Consider the following 16,643-nt stretch of genomic DNA (forward strand, 5'->3'; position numbering starts at 1 on the left):
GGTGCGGACGGGCAGTGCTAGACGCAGCTTTCGCAGCGCCTCAGCTCTTTACTTGAAACGCGGGAATGCGCTGCGACCAGCGTAGACAGCAGCGTCACCCAGGTACTCCTCGATGCGCAGCAGCTGGTTGTACTTAGCAACGCGCTCGGAGCGAGCCGGAGCACCGGTCTTGATCTGGCCACAGTTCAGGCCGACAGCCAGGTCAGCGATGGTGGTGTCCTCAGTCTCACCGGAGCGGTGGGACATCATGGACTTGTAGCCGGCGTTGTGAGCCATTGCGACGGCCTCGAAGGTCTCGGACAGGGTACCAATCTGGTTGACCTTGACCAGCAGAGCGTTAGCGGCCTTCTTCTCAATGCCCTCTGCCAGACGCTTCGGGTTGGTGACGAAGAAGTCGTCGCCGACGATCTGGACCTTGTCACCAAGCTGAGCAGTCAGGGTGGTGTAGCCCTCCCAGTCATCCTCCTGCAGCGGATCCTCGATGGAGACGATGGCGTAGTTCTCAACCAGGTCAGCGTAGACAGCTGCCATCTCCTCAGCGGTGTGCTCGCCGCCCTCGAAGTGGTACTTGCCGTCCTTGAAGAACTCGGAAGAAGCGACGTCGAGAGCCAGAGCGACATCGTCGCCCAACTTGTAGCCTGCGGCCTCAATTGCCTCAACAATCAGGTCCAGTGCAGCCTTGGTGGAGTCAACCGACGGAGCGAAGCCGCCCTCATCACCGAGGCCAGTGGACAGGCCCTTGCCCTTAATGACCTTCTTCAGTGCGTGGTAGACCTCAGCACCGACGCGCAGTGCTTCCTTGAAGGTCGGGGCGCCAATCGGAGCAATCATGAACTCCTGGACGTCAACGCCGGAGTCAGCGTGTGCGCCACCGTTGAGGATGTTCATCATCGGAACCGGCAGAACGTGACCGTTCGGGCCGCCGACGTAGCGGAACAGATCCAGGCCAGCGGACTCAGCAGCAGCCTTGGCAACAGCCATGGAAACACCCAGGATTGCGTTAGCACCCAGGCGGGACTTGTTGTCGGTGCCGTCCAGCTCAATCATGGTCTTGTCAACCAGACGCTGGTCCTCAGCCTCGAGGCCAATAATTGCGTCCTCAATCTCCTCGAGCACAGCGCGGACAGCCTTCTCGACACCCTTGCCCAGGTAACGGTCTCCGCCATCGCGGAGCTCGTGTGCCTCATGAACGCCGGTGGAGGCACCGGACGGAACCGCAGCGCGGCCCACAGCGCCGTCTTCCAACAGCACCTCAACCTCAACGGTCGGGTTACCACGGGAGTCCAGAATTTCGCGTGCGTTCAACTCGATGATTGCAGCCATAGGTCACCTTTCCGCCGGAACCGTTCCGGCACATGACTCCAATTGTGGCACGGTTTGCCAACCTTCGCCTTAAATCCTTTTCACCCTATGCGGGCTGATTCAGCGCATAGTTCGCCGCAGCGTCCCGAACATCGCGAAGATACTGCTCAGACTGGTTATATGAGCGAATTGCAGATGCCCACCCTTCCGGGGTGGCGAGGTCGCGTTCCCCACTGCAGAGCATCCGTGCGGTGGTCGCAGTTGCGTCGTCGATGTTGTTGGGGTCGGCGACACCATCACCAGACGCATCCATCGCAAAACGATGCCAGGTCTCGGGAATAAACTGCATCGGCCCCACAGCGCGGTCATACTCTGTGTCACCGTCGAGTTCGCCGTTGTCAGTATCGAGAACCTCAGCAAACCCACTCGTGCCGTCCAGCGGCGGACCGATAATCGTCGGACTGACTACCCCATCGGCGCCGATATGAGCCGGCTTGAGCCAATTGCCCGAGTACGTGCCGTGATTAGTCTCCACTTTGCCCAGTCCTGCAAGCGTGTTCCACTCCAGGTGGCAGTTCGGGAACTGTTCTGCCGCAATCACATATGCGTTGCCGTAGGCGCGGAGAGCGTCCTCAGAAATACCCGTCTTCGGGGAAATCTGCTGCGCCCACTGTCGGAGCTGTTCCGAGGTGCGCCCGGGCGCGTTGACATCAATCATCGGCGGTGGCTCAGCCGCAGCAGGCGGCACATTATCCGGAATCGGCTTCTTGGTCAACGACGGGATTACGGGTCCAGTGAACATAGCCAACGCCCCAACCGTGCCAATGATGATCAGCACCGCCAGGGAGGTTAGACCGAGGCAGCCACAGCCTCTCGAGGACTTCTTTTTCCCCTTACTGCGGCCACGCGGCTTCGCCCCGCGGGGTGCGGGGTGCGCGTATTCATCAAAGGGAGAATTAGAAGGCATGGGGAATTACTCTACGGGGTAGACCGTAAAAATCACTCAAACTCGAGGACAGAAATCACTTTTGCTGGAAACTAGCTGTCGCTTTCCGACGGGCCGAAGTCCTCAGCCTCTTCGTTATCTTCGCTGCCCGCTGCCCACTGCTCAGCACTGCCGGCCTGCTGATTCTCCATCTGGGCCAGCTCAGTCAGGAATGTGCGTGAAGCCTGTCGGGTCCGTTCTTCCGCACCGGACTCAGTCTCCAGTCCCGGGGTCGGGACCAGAATCTCCACTGGAATGTCTGCATCGGACAGTCCCAGCGCACGTGCGCGGCGGATGGCTTCCTCAGCCAAAGTCAGAGCTGGCAACTGCGTAGCCGGGTTCGAGCGCGGACGTCCGCGGCCGTAAGTCCACAGTCGCTCCTGCTCTTCCTCCGAGACCATTTCTCCCTCGGCCACAGTGCCGTCGAAGAGGTACGGCTGACGAGCTCGCATCTTCAAAATAAAGTCGGTCGCCACGTCGTCGAAGTCGAAGTCCTCAGCGATTTCAGCGTGGAAGAGGACTTGCAGCAGCAGATCTGACAGCTCGCTACGAATGTCACCGCCCTCGTTGACTGCATCGACAAACTCGTAGGTCTCTTCAATGAGATACGGCAGCAGGCTCTTGTGCGTCTGGCGAGCTTCCCACTGCCCCGTGCGCCGTGCGGCCGCCATGATGTCCACCGCCTCGACGACGTGGGGCAGACGAGCTGCGGCAAGCTGTTCCTGCGGAGTCAGCGGTTCTGCCACTGGTTCCGGTTCTGGTTCCGGCGCCGACTCCTGCACGGGAGCCGCTGCAACCGGAGCGGCCGGGTCCGCTGGAGCTGCTGGGTCCGGTGCATCATCCAGTTCGACGGAGTAGACTTTCTCGCCCGCATCGAGGCGATCGAGTACCTCGTCGTTTTCCATATCGGTGGTGACCAGAATCTCCGCCTGGGACACCGAGTGCCCACCGGCGTCGGCGATTGCCCAGCGCACACGGATCGGGACTTCTTCGGTGTAGCTGACTTCACCGGTCAGCAGGCTAGCGGCTTCCAGCGGAATCGCTGTTGGAAAGCGGCTATCGAGCTTGATGATAGTCATACGGTTTCTAGTCCTTTCCCATGTGCGAGATATCCATACGTGGAATTCCCGCCATCGATGTCAAGAAGTCTGCTACCCACTGCACCAATGCAATATCGCGGACAGGTTTTGCCCGCAACCCTCGCCCTTCCTTCGGCATTCCGACGGAAACCGTGCGCGTTGCCGCACGATAGGTCGCCTGTGGATACAGGCGCTTGAGACGCACCTGCTTGGAGTCAGCAAGCTCCATAGGGGTTATTCTAATGTGCGCACCCATGGCTTGAACTTCATGCACGCCGAATTCCCGGCAAATAATTCGAAGTCGTGAAATAACCGCCAATCTCTCCACCTCAATGGGTGGGGTTCCGTAACGGTCAACGAGCTCTTCGAGCACTACGTTGATATCGTCCAGCGCACTGGCGGCAGCAAATTTGCGGTACGCCTCTAGACGCAAGCGTTCCGACGACACATATTCGGCCGGAATATTCGCATCGACCGGCAAATCGATCCGCACTTCCTTCGGTTCGTTATCGGAAGCATCCGGAGTTTCACCATCGGCCACTGCCTTCAGCGCGGCCACGGCCTCGCCAACCAGTCGGACGTACATATCGAAGCCGACACCGGCAATGTGACCGGACTGCTCCACACCGAGGATATTTCCGGCACCACGCATTTCCAGGTCCTTCATGGCCACAGCCATACCGGCACCCAAGTCATTGTTCTGCGCAATCGTGGACAGACGGTCGTAGGAAGTCTCCGTCAGCGTCTGATTTTCCGGGTAGAGGAAGTAGGCATAGGCGCGCTCACGGGAACGGCCCACGCGACCACGCAGCTGGTGCAGCTGGGAAAGACCCATATGGTGGGCGTTTTCCACAATCAACGTATTGGCGTTGGCAATATCCAGGCCGGTCTCCACGATGGTGGTACACACCAGCACGTCGTACTCGCGCTGCCAGAAGCCATCGACCGTGCGCTCCAGCTGCTCCTCCCCCATCTGACCGTGGGCCACTACCACGCGGGCCTCGGGCACCAAATTGCGGATATTCTGGGCGACCTTGTCAATGGTTTCCACCTTATTATGCAGGTAGAACACCTGTCCGTCGCGAAGCAGCTCTCGCCTGATAGCAGCGGCGACCTGCTTGTCGGACTGCGCGCCGACGTATGTCAGCACCGGGTAACGATCCTGCGGCGGGGTGAGAATCTGGCTCATCTCGCGGATGCCAGCAATCGACATTTCGAGCGTGCGCGGAATTGGCGTTGCGGACATGGTGAGCACGTCGACGTGGTGCCGTAGCGCCTTGATGTGTTCCTTGTGTTCGACGCCGAAACGCTGCTCCTCGTCAACGATGACCAGGCCGAGTTCTTTCCACTGCACGCCGGTCTGCAGGAGACGATGCGTGCCGATAACAATGTCGACCGTCCCGTTCTTCAACCCTTCGAGGACCTCCTTGGAGTCCTTCGGCGAGGTGAAGCGGGACAGTCCACGGATGGTGACCGGGAAGCCCTCCATACGTTGGGTGAAAGTGGTCAAGTGCTGCTGCGCCAGAAGTGTGGTCGGCACCAACACTGCCACCTGACGGCCATCTTGAACAGCCTTGAAGGCAGCACGCAGTGCCACCTCGGTCTTGCCGTAGCCGACATCGCCGATGAGCACGCGATCCATCGGCACCGGCTTTTCCATGTCGGACTTAATTTCGTCGATGGCCTGCAGTTGATCTTCGGTCTCGGTGAAGGGGAAGTTATCCTCCATCTCCTGCTGCCATGGCGTATCCGGCGCGAACGCGTGGCCCGGCGCGGCTTGGCGCTCGGCGTAGAGCTTGACCAGCTCTTCCGCAATCTCGCGGACGGCACCACGGGCCTTGCGCTTGGTGGACTTCCAGTCCGACCCGCCCATCTTCGACAGGGTGGGCTTTTCGCCGCCGACATAGCGCGACAGCAAATCCAGGCTCTCCATCGGCACGTAGAGCTGGTCCGAGGGACCTCCGCGCTTGCTCGGTGCGTACTCGAGCACCACGTACTCGCGGCGTGCCTGATCCTCGCCCGTGCCGATGGTGCGCTCAGTGAGCTTCACAAACCGACCAATGCCATGCGTGTCGTGCACGACATAGTCACCGGCCTTCAGCGCCAGCGGGTCCACCCGACCACGGCGCTTCGCCGGCTTGCGGCGCCCACCAAGCGCGCCTTCCGCGATGCGGTTACCTGTGATGTCCTGCTCGGTAATCAGAGTCAGCGCGCCACCGGGGATTCGCGGGAATACCAGACCACCGTGCAAAACACCCTGGTAGACGGTAATTCTTCCGGACTCGGGATACTCCGGGCCTGCCGCCATGCGCGTCGCGATTCCGGCTTCCCTAAACTTTTCCGCTTGCCGACGCGCTCCCGCGGGCGTCGCCGCCACGTACGCCACTCGTTCCCCCGCGACCGTGGCATCGCGCAGCTGCTTCATCAGGTGACCAATTTCCTTTAAGTCACCGCGTGGCGCGGGCCCAGGCTCAAAGGTTAGCGGCAGCACATCATCTTCGGTGACCCCCGCCTCCAACATGCCGGGCGGGGAAATATGCCACGAGGTGGGCATCGGGATAGAGGCCAAGCTGCGGTAAGCGCTGGGCTCCAGACCATCGGTGGCGATTGGCGCCGAGCCACCCATCGCGGCCGTTTCCCACGCTGCGGCCATAAACTCCTCGCCCGCACTAATCAGGTCCTGCGCGCGAGAGCGAATGCGCTCCGGCCCGCACATGAGCACATGCGTTTTCTCCGGCATGACCTCGGTGAGCATCTTCATCGGATGCTGACTAATCAGTGGAATCAGCGACTCCATGCCCTCCACCCACTGGCCATCACCGATGCGGGTGAGCATTTCTTGGACCTGTCCAGAACGCGTGGTGGCGAGTTTCTCCGCGGCGGCCTTCACGTCGTCGTCGATAAGCAGTGCACGACACGGGAAGATATCCAGCTGGTCGATCTCTATCTCAGAGATTGTGCGCTGGTCAGCGACGGAAAAGGCGCGCAGGTCGGTAACCTCGTCACCCCAGAGCTCGATACGAACCGGCAGCTCTTCGGTCGCCGGGAAGACATCGACGATGCCGCCACGCACGGCAAACTGGCCACGCCTGCCGACCATGTCCACATGCGAATAGCCGTGATGCACCAGCCGCTCAACCAGGTTCTCGCAGTCCTGGTCCAGCTGGATGTGGATGGGCGCGCTGGCTTCAGCCTCGAGGTCGTCCACAATCGGCTGCACCAACGAGCGCACCGCCGCAATCAGAACGTCGACTTTGCCCCGACGAACGTCGTAAAGCGCCTTACGACGCTGCGCCACGGTATCCACGGCCGGCGAAAGCTTCTCATGCGGGAGCGTCTCCCACGAGGGGAACATAGCTACACGGTCGCCGATCATAGACTTGACCTCGGCAGTCAGGTCCTCCGCCTCACGGCCGGTAGCCGTGATGACCAGCACCGGCACCTTCGTAGACATGGCGTAAATAAGGTGCGAACGCACCGCGTCCGCACCCGTGAGCGCCAGCTCGTCTTCGCCGATGCGCCCGAGCACGCCGACAAATTGAGGATCCGTGACAACGAGGCTTTCCAGCCCCGACAGCGGGTTCGGCAGAATGCTGGGTGTGGCTTTCGCCGAGGAAGACGCAGAAGTTGGCATAGCCCCAATATAACCATGCACCCCGGATCCACCCTGCGTGCTGGTTAGCCGTTCTCCGCCACCTGCATCGGGTCTGCTGCGGCACCTGCGCCGAACTTCGCGCCCTCAGCGGCCGCTGGCACATCAGCGGAGCCATGCAGAGTCGGAGAACCCTCCATGCCGGCCAGCCCGTTCCAACACAGGTTCACGATGTGCGCCGCCACTGTCTCCTTATCCGGACTGCGCTTCTCCATCCACCAGCGAGCGGTCTGCGAAACCATACCGACCATGCAGTTTCCGTAGAGCACCGACATGGCCGGGTCGAAGCCGGCGCGTTTGAAAGCCTCGGCAAGGATAGGCGTAATCGACTCAGTGGCATTATTCAGCAGCGTCTCATAGCCACCCGCCACGCCGGGGTCGCGAGAAATAATGGAGAATCCCTCCGGGTTTTCCTCCACATAAGTCAGCAGTGCCAACACCGCCTGTTCGATGCGGTAACGCGAGCGTCCCAGGGACAACGCTTCCCTAATCGTGGCCTCCAGGGTCTTCATCTCCTGGTCGACGACTGCCTGGTAGAGCCGCTCTTTGGTACCGAAATGCTCGTAGACAACCGGCTTTGATACCCCAGCTGCGGCAGCGATCTCCTCCATTGAGGCGGCATCAAGCCCCTTGGCGGCAAAGATTCCACGGCTGACTTCTGTCAGCTGAGCTTTGCGCTGTGGACCGGTCATACGTCGTCTCGGAGAATTGGAGGCCATGCTTTTAGATTAGTGGCTAAAGTCTTGCTATCGTATATCGCAGGCGCAAGCGAGTTGGCTGAGTCGAATCAGCCATGCAATTTTTCGCGTTTGCCCCATTCTCCCATGGTGTAATGGCAACACTCCGGTTTTTGGTACCGGCATTCTAGGTTCGAGTCCTGGTGGGAGAGCAAGCGGGGGGCCGGCCCCTTAATTAAGAAGTGACTTTTCGCCCCGCCGTGACCGTGATGCACCCTGACCGAGGAGTAGCAAGTTTCATGTCGAACGGTTCGGCCACCGCTGTGGTCATTCTCGCCGCGGGTCAAGGCACCCGAATGAAATCCGATACGCCGAAAATGCTGCACGCTATCGGCGGTCGTACCATGTTGGAGCACGCGCTCTATGCCGCCAAGGGCATTAATCCGGATGAGATTGCTGTTGTCGTTGGCCACCAGCGCGAAAAGGTAATCGACGCCATCGGGACTTGGGCCTCGGACACCGAGCACTCCAACGGTGTCGTCATTGCCCACCAGGACGAGCAAAACGGTACCGGCCACGCTGTTCAGTGCGCGCTGGAGCACCCCGAGCTGCAGAACTTCGATGGCACCATCCTGGTGACCACTTCCGATGTTCCGCTGCTGGATTCCGAAGCGCTCCAGGCGCTGCTCGAAGAACACAACCGCAAGCCACGCGCTGCCGTGACTGTGCTGACCTCCACTGCTGACAACCCGCACGGCTACGGCCGCATCGTTCGCAACGCCGACGGCGAAGTTCTGCGCATCGTGGAGGAAAAGGATGCCTCCGACGAGGAACGCGAGATCACCGAGGTCAACTCCGGTGTCTACGCATTTGATGCCGAGACCCTGGCAAACGCTCTCAAGCAGCTGGACACCAACAATGCCCAGGGCGAGCTCTACCTCACCGATGTCATCGGCATCGCCCGTGAGGCCGACCGCTCAGTGCGAGGCCACCGCCTCGCCGATGCCACCGTCGTCGCCGGTGTCAATGACCGCGTCCAGCTGGCTACCCTTGGCCGCGAGCTCAACCGTCGCACCTGCGAGGCAGCTATGCGCGGGGGCGCCACTATCGTCGATCCGGACACCACGTGGATTGACGTTGAGGTGGAAATCGGCCGCGACGTCACGATTCTGCCGGGCACGCAGCTGCACGGCAAGACCGTGATTGGCGACGAGGCCACCGTGGGACCGGACACGACACTGACCAACATGGTCGTCGGCAAGCGCGCCAGCGTCGTACGTACACACGGTTCCGATTCGGAGATCGGCGAGGATGCGACGGTCGGACCGTTCACCTACATTCGCCCGAACACCAAACTCGGTGTCGGCGCGAAGCTCGGCGGCTTCGTAGAAGCGAAGAACGCGCAGATCGGAAACGGTTCGAAGGTTCCGCACCTGACCTACGTCGGCGATGCGGAGATTGGCGAGCACTCCAACATTGGTGCCTCCAGCGTGTTCGTGAACTACGACGGTGTCAACAAGCACCGCACCATTATCGGCTCGCATGTTCGCACCGGCTCCGACACCATGTTCATCGCTCCGGTGACCGTGGGTGATGGTGCGTACTCAGGTGCAGGTACTGTTATTAAGGACGACGTTCCTCCGGGAGCATTGGCGGTCAGTGGTGGCCGTCAGCGCAACATCGAGGGATGGGTCGAGCGGAAGCGTCCAGGTACCGCTGCTGCTGAGGCATCGAAGGCGGCTCAGGTAGCTGACAACGCTGACAACAACAAGGAAGACCAGGAAGGCTAGACGGCAGATGACCGGCCAGTGGATCGATAACCAAAAGAACCTCATGCTCTTCTCCGGAAGGGCACACCCGGAATTGGGCGAGGCAGTTGCCAAGGAGCTCGGCACAGAGCTGACTCCGATGACCGCTCGTGATTTTGCCAACGGCGAAATCTTCGTGCGCTACGAGGAATCCGTCCGCGGTTCCGATGCCTTCGTACTGCAGGCGCACCCGGCACCGCTGAACAAGTGGCTCATCGAGCAGCTGATTATGATTGACGCGCTCAAGCGCGGTTCGGCCAAGCGCATCACCGCTATCCTGCCGTTCTTCCCATACGCCCGCCAGGACAAGAAGCACCGTGGCCGTGAGCCGATTTCCGCTCGCCTGGTCGCTGACCTGCTCAAGACCGCAGGCGCTGACCGCATCGTCTCCGTGGACCTCCACACCGACCAGATTCAGGGCTTCTTCGATGGCCCGGTCGATCACATGCACGCCATGCCGATTCTGTCGGAGTACATCAAGAAGAACTACTCCCTGGACAACCTGGTCGTGGTCTCCCCTGACGCCGGCCGTGTGAAGGTTTCCGAGAAGTGGGCCAACACCCTGGGCGACGCCCCGCTGGCCTTCATTCACAAGACCCGTTCCGTCGATGTCGCGAACCAGGTTGTCGCCAACCGTGTGGTCGGCGAGGTCTCCGGTAAGACCTGTCTGCTCATCGACGACATGATTGACACCGGCGGCACCATCGCCGGCGCTGTCAAGGTGCTGCGTGAGGCTGGCGCTGAGGATGTCATCATCGCTACCACGCACGGCGTCTTCTCCGACCCAGCTCGCGAGCGCCTGTCGAAGTGCGGTGCCCGCGAGGTCATCACCACCGATACCTTGCCGCAGTCCACCGAGGGCTGGGACAACCTGACCGTCCTGCCAATCGCACCACTGCTGGCTAAGACGATCCACGAGATCTTCGAAAACGGTTCCGTCACCACCCTCTTCGAGGGTCAGGCATAAGTTCTTTCCGCTTGCCGACGGGCATCCCGCCGCGACCAGCAACCTAGTTTTGCTGGTGGTGGCGGGGTTTGCTGTTTGACCTGTTAGTCCACTACAATTTCTCCGGTAAGTCTCGGCGAGGGCGGCCACAGTAGGTGGTTGCCGTTATCGACGCGACGCTCGCAGCCCAACTTTTGCGCCCACGGTGGCATGGATGCGGCACGTGCTCGACTCGACGACTCAATATCGAATCGTTTAGGAGTCCATTTTCATGGCAAAGCCCAACATCATCAAGATTGATGCTCGTAACCGCACCGAGTTCGGCAAGGGTGCCGCTCGCCGTGCCCGCGTTGCTGGCGACATCCCGGTTGTCATCTACGGCGCTGACCTGGATGCCCCGAAGCACATCCTCGTTGACACTCTGGATTTCCACGCTGTCATCCGTAACCACGGTGTCAACGCTGTTCTGGACGTCAACATCGAGGGTGAGTCCCAGCTGTCCATGGTCAAGGCTGTTGACCAGAACCCGCTGACCCTCGACATCGACCACGCTGACCTGCTCGCCATTCACCGTGACGAGAAGGTTGAGGTTGAGGTTCCGGTCGTTCCGACTGGCGAGCTCGCTCCGGGTGCCCTGCTCATGCAGGATGCCGAGACCATTCTGGTCAATGCACCGGTTCTGGCTATTCCGGAAGAGATCGAGGTCTCCGTCGAGGGTGCAGAGGTCGGCACCATGGTTCACGCCGGCGACGTTACCCTGCCAGAGGGCCTGGTCCTCACCGACGACGCTGACCTGCTCATCTTCAACATCGTCGAGCCGGAGGAGGAGCCGGCTGGTGACGTCGATGCCGACATCGAGGGCATGGGCGAGGCTGAGACCCCGGATGAGCCGGCTGAGGAAGAGGCTGCTGAGTAATTTCAGCGCTGAATAGCTCTAGCTGACTGAGCCAATACAGGCTTTCACGCTTAGCTAACAAAAAAGGGACGGACGCTCTTGTCCGTCCCTTTTTTGCACTCCCCAAAATCAAAACACCGTGCACAGTGTGCCAAGATTGAACTCATGAACGCCTCCACCACGCCTCTACTTGTCGTGGGCCTCGGCAACCCTGGGCCCAAATATGAACTCACCCGCCATAACGTCGGACATCTGGTGCTAGATGAACTAGCTAGCCGGACTTCTCCGATGCCGTCGTCGTTTAGCGTGCACAAGAAGTCCAACGCTGAGATTGTGCAGACTCGGTTTAAAACCTCCGATGGTGGCGAGCGACAGGTGATTCTGGCTAAACCCCGGACGTACATGAATCTGTCGGGTGGGCCGGTCGCGGCGCTGGCGAAGTTCTTCAACATCGCACCTACCGACGTCGTGGTGGTCCACGATGAGCTGGATCTGGACCCGGGCGTGGTCCGCCTCAAACGTGGCGGTGGCGAGAATGGCCACAATGGGCTGCGTTCGACCTCGAAGTCGTTGGGCACGAAGGACTACATGCGCGTGCGCATTGGCATTGGTCGTCCTCCGGGCCGCCAGGATCCAGCTGATTATGTGCTGCGCAACTTCAATGCCAAGGAGCGCGAGGAACTCGCTTTCACCCTGCCCACCGCGGCGGAGGCAGTGGAGCTAATCGCCAGCCACGGGCTGGAAATTGCTCAGAACCAGGTGCACGGGCGGTAGCAGATAGAGGCAAATGGCAGCAACGAGCCCCCTTCCCTCCCAACTTTCACTGGGATGAGAAAAGGGGGCTATTTTCGCGTTCCCGGGAGCTTCATTCTTTACAGCTCGTCGGTGTTCGTGCTGCTCGGCGTTTTCGTCGGCGGTTTCGCTCTGTCCACCGAGCGCCTGGCGGTGGGATTCGGGAAGCTGCGGCAGGGCGCCCGTGAGGGCATCAACCAGGTGATGAGGATCAGGCGCCCGGGGAGCTCCCCGTCCGGCACGCCCACGACTCGGCGTAGCGACCGCCCTTCGCCAGCAATTCATCGTGCGTACCCCGTTCTGCGACCGTCCCGTCCTCTGACAGCACGACGATGAGGTCGGCATCGCGGACGGTGTGCAGGCGATGGGCGACGACGATCACGGTGTGATCGCCGCGCAACGCCTCCATCGTGCCGACGATCGCCCGCTCAGTGGCCGCATCCAGCGAGGATGTCGGCTCGTCGAGAAGCACCACCGGGGAATCCTTCAAAAGCGCCCGGGCGATGGCGAGGCGCTGCCGCTCGCCTCCCGACAGCAGCGTCCCCTCCTCCCCCACCGGGGTATCCCACCCGGAAGGCAGCAGCTCCACGATGCGGTCCACCCCGGAACGCCGGGCGGCCTCGCGCAAGCGGTCCCCGTCACCGGGCCCGGAACCGAATTCGGGGTCGGCGAAGACCACGTTGTCCCGCACGGACGCGTCGAAAAGGAACGTCTCCTGGAACACCGGGGTTACCAGCGAGTTCACGCCGTCGGTGCCGATCCGAGGCAAGGGCACCCCGCCGATGAGGATCTCCCCCGAGTCCGGATCATGAAAACGCGACAGCAGCCGCATGATCGTCGTCTTGCCCGCCCCCGACGGTCCCACTACAGCAACCAGCGCCCCTTGAGGCGCACGGAAGCTGACGCCGTCGAGGACCTTCTTCTCCCCGTACCCGAAGCTCACGCCACGGAACTCCACGTCATGCCCGTCGGGCAGCTCCGGTGCGGCAGGTTCGGGAAGGGCGGGGATTGCCCGCAGGTCACGCAACGCAGCCAACGTGTTGCGGCCCGCACCGAAACCGCCGGACAACGCTCCCGCCGTGGTGATCGGTCCGGTGAACTGGACGACCACGATGAGCATTGGCGCCAAATGCGCCGGCGCCATCCCGCCCGTCGCGGCGACTGCCACGGCGACGATTACCGCCGCCGTGAACACCGCATGGACGACCGAACTCAACCGTCCGATGGCCGCCCCCTGCGTCGACGTCGCCTTCGCGAACGCATCGTGTTGGGCCCGGATCGCCTCATCCACCATCGCGTCCGCCGCCGAACCGTCGCTCGCGGCGCGAATCGCCTGCTGGCAGCGGGTGAACTCGATCAGCCTGCCGGAGACGGCAGCGACGGCGTCAGCATGCGCTTCGTCCGACTCCCCGCCGACCCGGCCAATGGCCCGGTAGGCGAAGAAGATCACCGGCGCCGACGCGACGAGAACCAAACCGACGCGCCAATCCACCGCCAGAATTCCGAAGGCGATGACGGTCGGCGCAACCACCGCGGCGATGACAGGCCGCAGGATCACGTGCGGCACGGACGCCGCAAACGCGATACCCGACGACGCCATCTCCGAAAAGCGGCCGGCCGTGGACTTGGTGACGTACCCGAGTGGCAACGTCAGCACGCGTTCGCCCAGGGAACGCAGCAGGGACGACAGCACCGCTGCGGAATTCGCCCTGCCGACCGTCCCCGCGGCGAGAGACAGCACCGCATGGGCGGCCGCGAGGCCGGCGATGACGCCGGTGAAACGCCACGCCGTCGCATCATCTCCCTCGGCCAGAGCCGACAGCAGCGGCAGCAGCGCGACGAACGCCGCTCCCTGGGCCAGCGCGGCAAGCGCGGCCAACGCAATGAGCCACGCCAGCGTCATTCTCGAGCGCCGATCCGTCATCGACCATAAGTCCCGAATCATCGGTTCCCCGCCTTTTCATCGTCTGATTCAGTGCCCCGCGGGGCGGATGGTTCGTCGTCGAGCGCGAACGCGCGCCACAAATCCCGGTAGCGGCCACCGCGCGCAAGCAACTCGTCGTGGGTACCCGCCTCCGCGACCGCTCCCCCATCGAGAACGAGGATGCGGTCGGCGTTGCGGATCGTGCTCAACCTGTGCGCGATCACAATCACCGTCCGCGAACGGGCCAAACGCTCGATTGCGGACTGGATGAGGGCCTCGGAAGCCGGATCCGCGTAAGCGGTTGCCTCGTCGAAGATGAGCACCGTCGCGTCCGTGACGATCGACCTCGCGATGGCCACGCGCTGCGCCTCGCCACCGGAAAAGGTCACGTCGACGTTGACCACCGAATCCAGGCGCTTCGGCAGCGCCTCGATGACCGCATCGAGGTTCGCGAGCTTCGCGGCCGCCATGATTTCGCCGTCAGTGGCGTCTCTCCTGGCCAGCCGGATGTTCTCCCGCAACGGCAGCGTGAGCAACTGCGGATCTTGGAACACCACCGACACCGAGCGGTGCACGTCGCGCACGGCGATGTCGCGAAGATCGACACCGCCCAGCAGCACCGAGCCTTCAACGGGGTCGTAGAAACGCGCCAACAGCCGGGCGACGGTGGACTTTCCGGAACCGGAGGACCCCACTAGCGCAGTGAGGGTCCCCGGTTCGAACGTCGCGGACATCCCGTCGAGGACCCGCGGCCCATCGCCGTAGGAGAAGACCAGGTTCCGGACCTCGAGCGTGCCTCCGCGCGCGGGCACCGGATCGGCGGGCTCGGCAATCGGCGGCGTGCCCAGCACCTCCGCGATGGACTTCAGGGCGGCGATCCCCGCGATGATGGGTTCGGAGTTCATGGCCACCCGCACGATCGCCGCGGAGAGTCCGAGGCCGAGAACCAGCCCGGCGACGAGACCCTCCGGTGTGCCGTCCGCGGCGTCCCTCAGAGCGAGGCCGGCGCCGCACACCACTGCGAGGACCGTGATCGGAGACGTCACCACGTCGATGAGCCCAAGATAGATGTTCGACTGCCGGGACCAGGCGGACCACGCGCGGACGAACGACGACGCCGCGGCATCGTAGCGGCCCGAGCCCTGGTTGGCGCGTCCGAAGGACTTCATCACCGGGATGCCGCGCACCAACTCGATAACCGCGGCCGTCACTCCTTCGGAGGCTCGCTCGTAGTCGCGCTGAAGGCCGGCGCCACGCGACATCATTACGCCCATCAGGGCGAAGGTGACCAGCACCGGGACGACCGCCACCGCCGCGATCCGCCAATCCACCGCGACGAGCGCGATGAGGGAAAGCAGGGGAACCAGCACCGCCACCACGGTCTCACCGACGGTGTGGCCCATGAGCTGGTGGACAGCCGCGACGTCCTTCTCAACCGACCCGATGATTCCCGACGAGCGCCGGGCGTCCAGCCAGCCCAGCGGCAACTTCCGGATTTGGGCGACCAGCCGGTGCCGGAGGTGGAGCTGCAGGTCGTTATCCGCCCGGTGCGAGAGCATGCCGGCGGCGCCGTCCGCGGCCATGCGCACCGTTGCGGCGACGACGATGACAGCCACGGCCAACCACGTCCGATGCTCCGGGGCCTCCGGGTACGTCATCGCGATGTCGATGATGCCGACCAGCGAAGCGACGGTAGCCACCGACGACAGGACGGATAACGCGACCACCGCACGCATCCGGGTCCGGATCGGGGCGAGCAGCGACCACGGGCCTACGATCCCGTCCACGGCGCTCACTTGCCCGCCTCCCCGATCGCGCTTTTCTTCGTGAGAGTGCAGAAGTACACCATGCCGGCGTGTGAGGCTCCGCCCAGCTTCAGCCCGTTGGCTTCGGCGAGGTCCTCGAGCTCGCTGCCCCGGAACACCCGGTGGCCCATCTTCGCCATGACGGCCATGTCGACCCGCTCGTTCACGTCGGGATCCTCGGCGAACGTCTGCACGTAAGCGATGCCGCCGTCGGCGAGCAGCCCGGCGACCCTGCCGAGCGCGGCACCCGCATCCTTCATTTGGTGGAGCGCGCCGCACACCCAGATTTCATCGGTCCTGCCGGGCTCTCCCGCGAGCGGCGCGAGGACGTCGGCGACGTGGAATTCCGTCCGGGCCCCGAGCCCTTCGACGGCGGCGCGTTCGCGGGCGATGCGGATCGCATTGGGCGACAGGTCGTAGCCGACGATGTTCGCCCTGCGATAGCGAGGCTCGGCGGCGAGCATGCGGGCGAGCCACCCGGTTCCGCAACCGAGGTCGAGAACCCGGGCCGGCGCATCCGGCCCGGGATCCAGCGCACGGAGCTTCCGATACACGGCGGCGGCGTCCATCGGTTCACGCGCATAGCGGCTGAGGAACCTCGGCTGGACCTTGTCCTCGTAGGCCGCGAGGAGTCTGCGGTTGTTCTGGACGATCTGGGCAATCGACTTCATCTGGTTCTGTCTCCGGGGTGTGTGGGCCGCGTCCACGCGGCGGTTTCGGGTTAGGTGCTTGGGTTCGCGGGCCGTCGTCGGCGGCGGCGCCCCCGTGGACGTGCCAG

At 62.7% G+C, this 16,643-nt stretch carries 12 protein-coding genes and 1 tRNA gene; 5 read left to right on the plus strand and 8 right to left on the minus strand.

Features of this window, described 5'->3' with window-relative positions:
• Nucleotides 1–48: 48 nt before the first annotated feature.
• The 5 genes from EGX79_08540 to EGX79_08560 all read right to left on the minus strand — a co-directional run bounded on the left by EGX79_08540 (nucleotide 49) and on the right by EGX79_08560 (nucleotide 7,737).
• The gene (locus EGX79_08540; protein ID AYX82226.1) at nucleotides 49–1,323 is read right to left on the minus strand and encodes a phosphopyruvate hydratase; all 1,275 of its coding nucleotides are present in this window, start codon (nucleotides 1,321–1,323) and stop codon (nucleotides 49–51) included.
• A gap of 85 nt (nucleotides 1,324–1,408) precedes the next feature.
• Nucleotides 1,409–2,269 carry a hypothetical protein gene (locus EGX79_08545; protein ID AYX82227.1) on the minus strand — a complete coding sequence of 287 codons (861 nt, stop codon included), beginning with the start codon at nucleotides 2,267–2,269 and terminating at the stop codon, nucleotides 1,409–1,411.
• A 71-nt stretch (nucleotides 2,270–2,340) separates the two neighbouring features.
• The gene (locus EGX79_08550) at nucleotides 2,341–3,366 is read right to left on the minus strand and encodes a nucleoside triphosphate hydrolase (GenBank protein AYX82228.1); all 1,026 of its coding nucleotides are present in this window, start codon (nucleotides 3,364–3,366) and stop codon (nucleotides 2,341–2,343) included.
• A 7-nt stretch (nucleotides 3,367–3,373) separates the two neighbouring features.
• On the minus strand, nucleotides 3,374–7,000 hold the full coding sequence (gene mfd / locus EGX79_08555) for a transcription-repair coupling factor (GenBank protein AYX82776.1): 3,627 nt from the start codon (nucleotides 6,998–7,000) through the stop codon (nucleotides 3,374–3,376).
• Between the two features lie 44 nt (nucleotides 7,001–7,044).
• Nucleotides 7,045–7,737 (minus strand): TetR/AcrR family transcriptional regulator, encoded by a 693-nt coding sequence (locus tag EGX79_08560; protein AYX82229.1) that lies wholly within the window; start codon nucleotides 7,735–7,737, stop codon nucleotides 7,045–7,047.
• Between the two features lie 99 nt (nucleotides 7,738–7,836).
• Here EGX79_08560 and EGX79_08565 point away from each other — a divergent pair.
• The 5 genes from EGX79_08565 to EGX79_08585 all read left to right on the plus strand — a co-directional run bounded on the left by EGX79_08565 (nucleotide 7,837) and on the right by EGX79_08585 (nucleotide 12,118).
• Nucleotides 7,837–7,910: transfer RNA gene (locus tag EGX79_08565), tRNA-Gln, on the plus strand.
• 84 nt (nucleotides 7,911–7,994) lie between these two features.
• Nucleotides 7,995–9,485, plus strand: a complete 1,491-nt coding sequence (gene glmU, locus EGX79_08570; GenBank protein ID AYX82230.1) for a bifunctional UDP-N-acetylglucosamine diphosphorylase/glucosamine-1-phosphate N-acetyltransferase GlmU — start codon at nucleotides 7,995–7,997, stop codon at nucleotides 9,483–9,485.
• Between the two features lie 7 nt (nucleotides 9,486–9,492).
• Nucleotides 9,493–10,470 carry a ribose-phosphate diphosphokinase gene (locus EGX79_08575; protein AYX82231.1) on the plus strand — a complete coding sequence of 326 codons (978 nt, stop codon included), beginning with the start codon at nucleotides 9,493–9,495 and terminating at the stop codon, nucleotides 10,468–10,470.
• 250 nt (nucleotides 10,471–10,720) lie between these two features.
• Nucleotides 10,721–11,365, plus strand: coding sequence for a 50S ribosomal protein L25/general stress protein Ctc (locus EGX79_08580; GenBank protein AYX82232.1), 645 nt, complete (start codon nucleotides 10,721–10,723; stop codon nucleotides 11,363–11,365).
• A 144-nt stretch (nucleotides 11,366–11,509) separates the two neighbouring features.
• Nucleotides 11,510–12,118, plus strand: a complete 609-nt coding sequence (locus tag EGX79_08585) for an aminoacyl-tRNA hydrolase (protein AYX82233.1) — start codon at nucleotides 11,510–11,512, stop codon at nucleotides 12,116–12,118.
• Nucleotides 12,119–12,347: 229 nt separating this feature from the next.
• Here EGX79_08585 and EGX79_08590 read toward each other — a convergent pair whose 3' ends face one another.
• Genes EGX79_08590 through EGX79_08600 form a run of 3 tightly spaced genes read right to left on the minus strand, consistent with a single transcriptional unit; the run spans nucleotide 12,348 to nucleotide 16,536 of the window.
• The gene (locus tag EGX79_08590; GenBank protein ID AYX82234.1) at nucleotides 12,348–14,081 is read right to left on the minus strand and encodes an ABC transporter ATP-binding protein; all 1,734 of its coding nucleotides are present in this window, start codon (nucleotides 14,079–14,081) and stop codon (nucleotides 12,348–12,350) included.
• A complete protein-coding gene (locus EGX79_08595; protein ID AYX82235.1) occupies nucleotides 14,078–15,856 on the minus strand; it encodes an ABC transporter ATP-binding protein in 1,779 nt (592 codons plus the stop codon). Before EGX79_08595 ends, EGX79_08590 begins: the two co-directional genes overlap by 4 nt.
• On the minus strand, nucleotides 15,853–16,536 hold the full coding sequence (locus EGX79_08600) for a class I SAM-dependent methyltransferase (protein AYX82236.1): 684 nt from the start codon (nucleotides 16,534–16,536) through the stop codon (nucleotides 15,853–15,855). Before EGX79_08600 ends, EGX79_08595 begins: the two co-directional genes overlap by 4 nt.
• Between the last annotated feature and the right edge of the window lie 107 nt (nucleotides 16,537–16,643).

Source organism: Corynebacterium jeikeium, from assembly GCA_003955985.1.
Classification (GTDB): Bacteria; Actinomycetota; Actinomycetes; order Mycobacteriales; family Mycobacteriaceae; genus Corynebacterium; species Corynebacterium jeikeium_D.